We start from the raw sequence: 10,035 nt of genomic DNA on the forward strand, positions 1-10,035 counted from the left end.
ATTTCAATATATTAATGTATACAAAAAAGGGCAAACTAATGAAAGCATATTTGCATATAGGTACTGAAAAAACTGGCTCTACAACAATACAAGATTTTATCAATAACAATCATAAAATACTGCAAGAACAGGTATATATTCCACATTCATTAGGATATAATCACTGGCCTTTAGCGGTATTGGCATATGATGATAATAAAATAGATTCTTTTAAAATAACCAATAATCTATTAGATAAAGAGGAATTTAACAAATATAAAACTACGCTATTTAATAATTTAAAACTAGAGCTGAAGGGCAAAACAAATATACTTTTTACGTCAGAATTAATACACTCTAGGTTAAATACTAAGGAAGAAATTCAAAAGTTAAAAAAAATTTTAATTCAACTAGGTATTAATAAATTTAAAATTATTGTTTATCTTAGAGAGCAAGGAGATTTAATAAATTCTTTATTTTCAGAAGCTATAAAATGGAGTGAGATAAATGAAGATTTTGACTTTACTCTAAAAGATAATTATAAACTAGAATATGAAGAAGGATATAAAAAAAATATTACACACTTTCAATTTATTTGTGACCATAAGAATACTATTCAAAATTGGCAAGATGTATTCGGACAAGAGAATATAGCAGCAACAATTTTTGATAAAAAATATTTTAAAGATAATGATTTAATAACAGATTTTCTAGATAAAATAAATATAAAAAACAACAATGCTTTTATTAAAAATAAAAATAGCAATAAATCACTTGATATATACGGAGTTGACCTACTATTATATATCAATAAACAAATTCCATTATTTACCAATTTTAAACAAAACCACTTAAGAGGTGATATACTAAAATTTATTAATAAGTATTTTACAAATAAAAATCATAGTTATAAACTTAGCAACCAAATAATAAACAATGTAAGAGAATATTATAAAAAAGATAATGAATATTTAGAAAACATCTATTTTAATAATAATCAGAAATTTATATATAAAAACATAACAAGTACTGAAAACAAAACCTTAGATACAAACATAAAAGAATGTATATTTGATATTATTTCTTCAAAAAATAAAGTTATTTTAGATTTAAAAAAAGATATAAAATGGTTAAAAAACTATAAACAAAATAATTTAATGAATGATATAGATTTAATTATAGATAGCACAAAAGCTTATAAACTAGGTAAGTATATGAAAGATTTAAAAAATAATAAATTAAATATAATAGCTATACTTAAATTTATATTCTGCTTTATATTTTATAAAGAACAAAAAATAACTATAAAATTAATAAAAGAAATAAGTCAAGATAATTTAAAACTATCTACTAAATATAAAGACTATATTCAGGGTATGAAAATAATTAAAAAACAAGGACAAAACTTATGAATTCAAATGATATATATTATTATCATCATAAAAGTAGTAATACACATAAAGGTTATTTCGAGCTAGACCAAAGAAGTAAAAATACCAAATCTCCATTAAACCCTTGGGCTTTTATTAGGGTATGCAATGAAAAAAATACATTGGAAGAAAGTTTGTATTCAATTTTACCTGCTATACAAAGAGGTATAATAGGATATAATGACTGCACAGATGGAAGTGAAGAAATTATAATAAATTTCTGTAAAAAATTTCCAACTTTTCAAGCGTATAAATATCCTTATCAAATATCAACCAGTATGAACCCCCCCCTAAACATAATAATAAATTATCTACTTATTATAATTGGGTTAAAAGTTATATACCAAAAGGGGAATGGATGATAAAAATTGATTGTGATCATATATATGATGGTAAAAAACTATTTAACATGTTTTATTTGATAAAACATGATAACGATGTTGTATCTATACCAAGAATTAATTTTGTAATCAAAGATGACATTGTATTTGTAGAGACATATAATACCAATATTATTTTTAGAGATGTTGTTGATCATTGGTTAATAAAAAATGATAATTTAATTTTTGAAGACTTTGTAGGCAATAAACTTATTGAAATTCTTAGGTTGAATAAGCATCACAATATAATAAGAACAGAATTGAATAATTATCATTTTCCTTATATAAAAAATCAAAGAAAAAATCAATATGGAAATCTTATTAGACTAGATGATTTTATTAATAGTATAGATATAAATAATACATTACTAAATAGAATAGATATATCAATGCTAAATCAAGATTTTATTTTAAAAATATACTATAAATTTTTAAAGGATGACAATGGATAATAATGATATTAAAGTCGGTGTAATTATCCCAATATATAATGTAGAAAAATACTTAAAAGAATGTATAAACTCAGTTATAAATCAAACACATAAAAATTTAAGCATTATATTAGTTAATGATGGAAGCACTGATAATAACTCATTAAATATAGCCAAAGAATTTGTAAAACTTGATGATAGAATAGTACTAATAAATAAAGAAAATGGTGGATTAGGAAATGCTAGAAATGTTGGTGTTAATTGGTTGTTACAAAAATATTATTTAAAAAATTATATATATGATGATAAGTTATATATATATGAAACTAAAAATCAAGATGAACATAATATAAAACAAATTTTTTATAAAAATAATAAGTTAAAGTATGAAAATGTAGATTATTTAATATTTCTAGACTCTGATGATTATATAAAATTAAATACTATAGAAGAATGTGTAAAAGTTGCTAATAATAATGATATTGTGTGGTTTGATTTTGAATTTTTATATGATGGAATAGAAACACAAAATAAAAAAACACATCATGAATTGTATAATATAAATAAGAGTTATAAAATTACTGCTAATGAATGGCTAGATCTATTACAAGACAATAATAAAAATATGTTTTGGTTTGGAAGACATGGAATGGTATCATTAGAATATATAAAAAATATCAAATTGGAGTTTATAAACAATATAATACATGAAGACCATTACTACGGAAAAATGCTATATGTTCAATCAAATAATATATATATTTTAAATCAAAAATTATATATTTACAGAATCAGACCAAATAGTATTATGGCCTATAATGAAAATATTGATGTGAGCAATTTATCAAAATCAGTAGCATATCTATATAATATCTTTAATAATAACATATTAACAGCAAAGCAATATTATAAAGATTCTTCATTGGCAATTACAGCAATTGAGGTACATAAAGAAATAGACAAACTTAATATAGATGAAAATATTAAACATAAATTTATTAAAATATTTTACAAACCTTTAATAAAATGGGCTAATGAAATAAACAATTACCAAATTGATCCATTATCTATAAAAGATAAAGTATTTGAAGTACTACCACACATGGAAAAATTATATAACGAAGTAAATAAGACATATAATAAGACTATTAATAATACAAAAAAACAAATCAGCGTAATAATACCAATATATAATATTCAAGAATTTTTACCTGAGTGTATAGACTCTATATTAAATCAAACTTATCCTTATTTTAATTTAATTTTAATTAACGACGGCAGTATGGATGATACACTAAACATAGCCAAACATTATGCCTATAAAGATAATAGAATTATAGTGGTTGATAAAAATAATGAAGGTCAAAGCAAAAGTAGGAATTTAGGTCTTGACTTGTTATATGAAGCAAAAAAAGTAAAAAAAATCAGTGATAAATACTTCAAAGTATTAAACAAGTCTGCAATTAAAAATATTTATACAAATGAAAATAATATTACAAATGAATATTTAAATATAAAAACAGATTATATTATGTTTATTGATGGTGATGATACTATAGAAAATAACTGTTTTAAAGAATGTATTGATAATATAGGTAATTGTGAAATAATATGGTTTAATTTTAAAATGTTTGCAGATAAAAACTATCACGGAGAATTACCAAATTGGAATAGAATGAAAAGATTTAATATAACCCAAAATCAAACCATAAGTTCTATGAATTTCGCTAAATTAATGATCGATAATAAAATATGTCAGTTTGCATTTATGGTAGATGGTATGATTGATTTTAAGCTAATGCAAGCAATAAAACTTAAATTTCCTACTAATGGTTATGCGGAAGATCACTATTTTGGTCTTGTTCTTTTTTTAGAATCTAATAATATTCAAATTTACAACAAAATTTTTTACAATTATAGAGTAAGAAATGGAAGTTCATGTAATTTTAATAATCAGGCAGTAAAAATAAGCGAACATATAAAGCAGTATTATCATTTCTTATTTAAAGATAAAGCTTTGGCAAAAGATTATTATAATTTTAGTGGGTATTGTGATACGACATATAAGCTAGTGCAATTTTTTCAACAAAGAAAACAATATAAAGAGTTGGCAAAAATTATGTTACCTTATTATATAAATCAAACCATATTATTAATGAAATTTTTTAAATACAAAAATGAAGATATTGAAAAATTAATTTTTATTAATAACTATTTAAAAAATATCTTTAATATAAATAAAACTATAGAGTTAAAAATTAGACTACATTTATCTTACAGGCTAGGGGTTTATTTGTATTGGCTAAACAACCATAAGCTTAGTTTTATATTTATCCCAAAATATCTTACTAGTATCTATAGAAATTATAAACGACAAAAAAAATATTTCTTAAACCTAAAAACTTTAAATATAATACCAAATAATAAACTACCAAAACAATATGTATTAGGAAATAAAATTATAACAAAAATTAAAAAAATATTTTTATTTAAACTTTAGAAAGGTAATAAATTATGCAAAATAACTATTTAAAAATGTTGGAAGCTGAATCTATATTTATTATAAGGGAAGCAATAGCTGAATTTCAAAACCCTGCTATGCTATATAGCGTAGGTAAAGATAGTTCTGTAATGTTGCATTTGTTAAAAAAGGCATTTTATCCAGCAATACCACCGATACCTTTGGTTCATGTTGATACAAAATGGAAATTTAAAGAAATGATAGAATTTAGAGATAAAAAAGCCAAAGAATTAGGTATGCAGATGATAGTATATCAAAATCCAAAAATAGATGAATTAAATTTATCCCCATTTATACATGGTTCATCAATGCATACAGATATTGCTAAAACAGAAGCTCTTAGACAAATGCTAAATATTTATAAATTTGATGCAGTATTTGGGGGAGCCAGAAGAGATGAAGAAAAATCTCGTGCTAAAGAAAGAGTATATTCTTTTAGAGATAACAACCATCGTTGGGATCCAAAAAATCAAAGACCAGAATTATGGAATATATATAATGCTAAGCATAAAAATAATGAATCTTTTAGAATTTTTCCTCTAAGCAACTGGACAGAGCTAGATATATGGAATTATATATTATTAGAAAATATAGAAATTCCTAGTTTATATTTTGCTAAACCTAGACTAGTTACTCAATATATGGGTACTAAAATTCTAGTTGATGATGATAGAATGCCCATTGATTTAGTCAAAAACGCAAAAGAAGAAATAGTAAGATTTAGAACGCTAGGATGCTATCCACTAACAGGTGCTATTAATTCAACAGCCGATAATGTGGAAAAAATAATACAAGAACTATTGTTATCAAATGCAAGTGAAAGACAAGGAAGATTGATAGATGTTGATGAAAAAGCAAGTATGGAAAAGAAAAAGCAAGAAGGGTATTTTTAATGACAAATGACAACAATTTAATTCAAGATAAAGAATTATGCAGGTTTATTACTTGCGGTAGTGTTGATGATGGAAAATCAACATTAATAGGTAGGATGCTATATGATTCTCAAATGATTTTAGAAGATCAACTAAATTCTTTAATTAAAGATAGTAAAAAAATTGGTACACAAAATGGTAATATAGATTTTGCACTACTAGTAGATGGACTTGAAAGCGAAAGAGAACAAGGTATTACAATTGATGTTGCATATAGATATTTTAACACAATAAAAAGAAAATTTATAATTGCAGATACTCCTGGACATGAACAATATACAAAAAATATGGCTACTGGAGCTAGTAATGCAGATATTGCTATAATATTAATAGATGCACGCAAAGGTGTACTTCCACAAACCAAAAGGCATTCTTATATAGCTTCTTTATTGGGTATAAAACAATTTATAATAGCTGTTAACAAAATGGATTTAGTAAACTATAGTCAAGAAATATTTAAAAAAATATACAATGATTATCAACTAATAATACCTTATTTAAACAACGATATTAATATAAATTTCATACCAATATCAGCTTTAAATGGAGATAATATTGTTACAAGTAGTAGTAATATACAATGGTACTCTGGCGATACGTTATTTAAATTATTAGATAACTTAGAAATATATAAGACAAATAATGATGAATTTTTATTTCCTGTTCAATATGTAAATAGACCAAACTTGAATTTTAGAGGATTTTGTGGAAATATAATAAGCGGAAACATTAATGAAGGTGATAATGTTGTTATACTACCTTCTAATAAAAAAACTACTATAAAAAAAATAATTAAAGCTAACACTATGCTTGAAGAAAAACAAGCAAGATGTTTTGATAGTGTAACAGTTGTTACTGGTGATGAAATAGACATTTCTAGAGGCAACCTAATCGCAAGCCTAAACAATAAAGCAATAATAACCAATAACTTTCAAGCGACAATCATATGGATGAGTGATAAAAAGCTAGAGCTAGATCAAAGATATTATATAAAAATTGCAAATAATATAACAACTATACAAGTGCAAGAAATTTTATATAAAAAAGATATAAATACATTGCAAAATATACAAAATGATCAAATTATGCTAAACGATATAGCACTATGCCAAATTAATCTAGAAGAAAAGTTAGCGCTTAAAATTTATAGAGAAAATAAATTTTTAGGTTCTTTTATATTAATCGATAAATATACAAATCAAACTATAGCAGCTGGTATGATTGAAAAAATACTAAATACTACAAACAATTGTAAACAATATACTAAAGCAGAAATAGAATTAAACAAATACATTAGAACTCAATATCCTGAGTGGGAGTGTAAAGAAATATGAAAATTATTGTAGGTTGCAGTATTTTAGTACTGATATTATCACTAATATTTAGTAAGATAAAACCTTCTATATTATTTGGTATTCTTGCTATATTTTATTATATTATTGGATACTTAGATTTAAATTCTTGGCTAGTATCTTATACTAGCAATTCTTTAATTGTACTAATTATTCTTTTATTAGTATCAATAGCTATAGAAAAAAGTATAATAATAGATTATATGTCAAAGCTTATAATAAATAAAAACTATCTATTTTCGCTATTAAAGCTTGGGATAATAAGTATGGGGATTTCAGCTTTTTTAAACAATACAGCTGTAGTTGCGAGTTTTATGGGTGCTATTAAAAATAATAAATTCCAACCTCCTTCTAAACTACTAATACCATTATCATACTTTTCAATTTTAGGTGGTACTATGACCTTGGTAGGTACATCAACAAATTTAGTAGTCAACTCATTTGTTATGCAAAATAATCTACCAAGCTTAAAAATTTTTGATTTTTTCTATGTTGGATTTTTAATTTCTATATTTTGCTTAATAGGAATTATAATTTTTAACAAACTATTACCAAAATATGAAATGGAAAATACTAAAGAAGAAAAACATCTAATTAGCGCTAAGGTGTTAAGCAATAGTGACTTAATTGGGAAAAGCATTGCAGATAATGGTTTAAGAAAACTTGAATATTTATTTTTATTTGAAATTCAAAGAAACGACTATATAATAAATCCAGTTAGTAGAGATGAAATAATACAAGAAAATGATATTTTAATTTTTAGTGGCGATATTAGACATATTAATATGTTACATAAATTTAAAGGTATTAATATAGGTAAAGAAGCAGTGCAATCAAATGAGTTAGAACTTGTTGATGTGCTTATTAGCCAAGAATCTAGTCTTATTGGTCAAAGTGTTAAAGAAAGTAATTTTAGGACAAAATTTAATGCAAGCATTATATCCTTCAAACGAGGAAATCAAAATATATCAAAAATAGGAAATACTAGATTAGAAGTTGGCGATAGGCTTATTTTAAGTGTTGGAAAAGATTTCAAAAGTAGAGATAATATAGCAAAAAATTTTCATATACTTTCAAGTATTAATCAAAATAAAAAATTAAGTAAAGCAAAAAGTATTTTAGTATTTTTAGGTTTTGTACTTTCAATTGCATTGTCTGCTTTGGAGTTGGTATCATTATTAAAAGCAATGCTAATATTATTATGCTTACTTGTATTTTTTAAAATAATTACTATAAACGAAATTAAACGTCAATTTCCTTTTGATATTTTTATAATTATAGGTTCATCATTAGCTATTACAAAAGTATTAGTAAATAGTGGATTAGCAGATGATTTAGGTGTATTAATAACTCATATATTTGGGGCTTATGGAGTATATGGAAGCTTTATAGGTATTTATTTATTTACACTACTACTAACAGAAATTATGACAAATAATGCTGCGGCTGCTTTATCATTTCCTATAGCGTATAGCTCTGCAATAGCTCTTGATGCCAATCCGACTCCATTTATATTTGCAGTTGCATATGGTGCGAGTGCTGCATTTTTATTTCCACATAGTTATCAAACACACTTAATGGTCAGCTCTATTTGCGGATATAAACTACAAGATTTTCTTAAAATAGGTTGGATTATTTCTATAATATATTCTAGTGTAGTAATAATAGCTACTCCTATATTTTTTAATTTTTAGGATAATAAATGAATAATAATCATATAATTTGGCATAACCAAAGTTTAACAAAACAAAAACGAGCATTTTTAAAAAACCAAAAATCTTGCATAGTATGGTTAACAGGGCTTAGTGGTAGTGGAAAATCTACATTAGCTAATGCTCTAGAGGTAAAATTGCATACATTAGGGTACCATACTTATTTACTTGACGGAGATAATATAAGACATGGTTTGAATAAAGATTTAGGATTTGATGAACAATCTAGAGTTGAAAACATAAGACGAATAGCTGAAGTGTGTAAGCTATTTGTTGATAGTGGAATTATAGTTATAAGTGCGTTCATATCCCCTTTTAAATCAGATAGAGATTTTGCTAGAAGTCTAGTTGATGATAATGAATTTATAGAAATATTCATAGATACCCCATTAGATATTTGTGAAAAAAGAGACCCAAAAGGGTTATATAAAAAAGCAAGAAACGGAGAACTTCAAAACTTTACCGGTATAACAAGTCCTTATGAAAAACCAGAAAGACCGGAAATTATAATTGGTGTTAATCAAATTGATTATAATGTTAATATTATAGTAAAATATTTAGAAGATAATATTTTAAGGAAATAGAATTGTTTAAAGATTTTCAAGACAAATACAAATGTATATTTGTGCATGTACCAAAAGTCGCAGGTACTAGTATAGAAAGGGCTATATTTGAAACAGATAAATGGCTTGTAGGACATAAAAAAGCGATACAATATGTAAAATACAACAAAGAAAAATTTTATCAATACTTTTCATTTGGGTTTGTAAGAAATCCGTATGATAGAATATGTTCAGCATATCATTATTTAAAAAATGGTGGAGCAGGAGGCAATGATTTAGAATGGTCTAAATTACATTTAAGTAAATACAATAACTTTAAAGAATTTATAAAAGATTTAGAAAATGAAAATATAAAACAAGAAATATTGAAATATTATCACTTTATTCCACAATGTGAATTTTTATGCAATGAACATGATGAAATAATAGTTAATTTTGTTGGATATTATGAAAATTTAAATAATGATTTTGAAAAAATACTAAATATTCTAAATATTTCTAGAAATATGATATGGGTCAATAAAAGTGAACATAAAGACTTTAGAAATTACTATGATGCTGAAACATACAATATTGTAAAAAAAGTTTATGAAAAAGATTTTTATATATTTGATTATGATATAGAGTCTAATAATTATATTATAAAACATAATGACAATAATGATTATTTTTATAAAAAAATTCACTATAAAAATAAATATTTAAATAAACTGCGATTAGAACAATACTATCAGT

At 24.0% G+C, this 10,035-nt stretch carries 9 protein-coding genes; all 9 read left to right on the plus strand.

All coding sequences use genetic code 11. From position 1 onward, the window contains the following. The first annotated feature begins 38 nt into the window (after positions 1-38). Positions 39-1,391 (plus strand): hypothetical protein, encoded by a 1,353-nt coding sequence (locus AVBRAN9334_RS09885; protein ID WP_336607717.1) that lies wholly within the window; start codon positions 39-41, stop codon positions 1,389-1,391. Continuing rightward, positions 1,388-1,771 (plus strand): hypothetical protein, encoded by a 384-nt coding sequence (locus AVBRAN9334_RS09890; RefSeq protein WP_336607718.1) that lies wholly within the window; start codon positions 1,388-1,390, stop codon positions 1,769-1,771. The genes AVBRAN9334_RS09885 and AVBRAN9334_RS09890 overlap by 4 nt, the downstream gene beginning before the upstream one ends. Further along, complete coding sequence (locus AVBRAN9334_RS09895; protein WP_336607722.1) at positions 1,750-2,241, plus strand: hypothetical protein; 492 nt, start codon at positions 1,750-1,752, stop codon at positions 2,239-2,241. Before AVBRAN9334_RS09890 ends, AVBRAN9334_RS09895 begins: the two co-directional genes overlap by 22 nt. Next, positions 2,234-4,720, plus strand: coding sequence for a glycosyltransferase (locus AVBRAN9334_RS09900; RefSeq protein WP_214117966.1), 2,487 nt, complete (start codon positions 2,234-2,236; stop codon positions 4,718-4,720). Before AVBRAN9334_RS09895 ends, AVBRAN9334_RS09900 begins: the two co-directional genes overlap by 8 nt. Before the next feature lie 14 nt (positions 4,721-4,734). Further along, a complete protein-coding gene (gene cysD, locus AVBRAN9334_RS09905) occupies positions 4,735-5,634 on the plus strand; it encodes a sulfate adenylyltransferase subunit CysD (RefSeq protein ID WP_214117965.1) in 900 nt (299 codons plus the stop codon). Continuing rightward, a complete protein-coding gene (gene cysN / locus AVBRAN9334_RS09910) occupies positions 5,634-7,007 on the plus strand; it encodes a sulfate adenylyltransferase subunit CysN (RefSeq protein ID WP_336607719.1) in 1,374 nt (457 codons plus the stop codon). The genes cysD and cysN overlap by 1 nt, the downstream gene beginning before the upstream one ends. Then, positions 7,004-8,719, plus strand: coding sequence for an SLC13 family permease (locus tag AVBRAN9334_RS09915; RefSeq protein ID WP_336607720.1), 1,716 nt, complete (start codon positions 7,004-7,006; stop codon positions 8,717-8,719). Before cysN ends, AVBRAN9334_RS09915 begins: the two co-directional genes overlap by 4 nt. Positions 8,720-8,727: 8 nt before the next feature. Further along, positions 8,728-9,321, plus strand: coding sequence for an adenylyl-sulfate kinase (gene cysC, locus AVBRAN9334_RS09920; RefSeq protein WP_214117962.1), 594 nt, complete (start codon positions 8,728-8,730; stop codon positions 9,319-9,321). Between the two features lie 2 nt (positions 9,322-9,323). Beyond that, a partial coding sequence (locus AVBRAN9334_RS09925) for a sulfotransferase family 2 domain-containing protein (RefSeq protein ID WP_336607721.1) occupies positions 9,324-10,035 on the plus strand: 712 nt, incomplete at its 3' end.

It is taken from the genome of Campylobacter sp. RM9334 (assembly GCF_020138145.1).
In the GTDB taxonomy this organism is placed as follows: domain Bacteria; phylum Campylobacterota; class Campylobacteria; order Campylobacterales; family Campylobacteraceae; genus Campylobacter_E.

Bases quoted from the DNA above. Each gene is read 5' to 3' on its own strand.
- cysN (WP_336607719.1), top strand. From the start codon at position 5,634: ATGACAAATGACAACAATTTAATTCAAGATAAAGAATTATGCAGGTTT.
- AVBRAN9334_RS09915 (WP_336607720.1), top strand. From the start codon at position 7,004: ATGAAAATTATTGTAGGTTGCAGTATTTTAGTACTGATATTATCACTA.
- cysD (WP_214117965.1), top strand. From the start codon at position 4,735: ATGCAAAATAACTATTTAAAAATGTTGGAAGCTGAATCTATATTTATT.
- AVBRAN9334_RS09885 (WP_336607717.1), top strand. From the start codon at position 39: ATGAAAGCATATTTGCATATAGGTACTGAAAAAACTGGCTCTACAACA.
- AVBRAN9334_RS09890 (WP_336607718.1), top strand. From the start codon at position 1,388: ATGAATTCAAATGATATATATTATTATCATCATAAAAGTAGTAATACA.
- cysC (WP_214117962.1), top strand. From the start codon at position 8,728: ATGAATAATAATCATATAATTTGGCATAACCAAAGTTTAACAAAACAA.
- AVBRAN9334_RS09900 (WP_214117966.1), top strand. From the start codon at position 2,234: ATGGATAATAATGATATTAAAGTCGGTGTAATTATCCCAATATATAAT.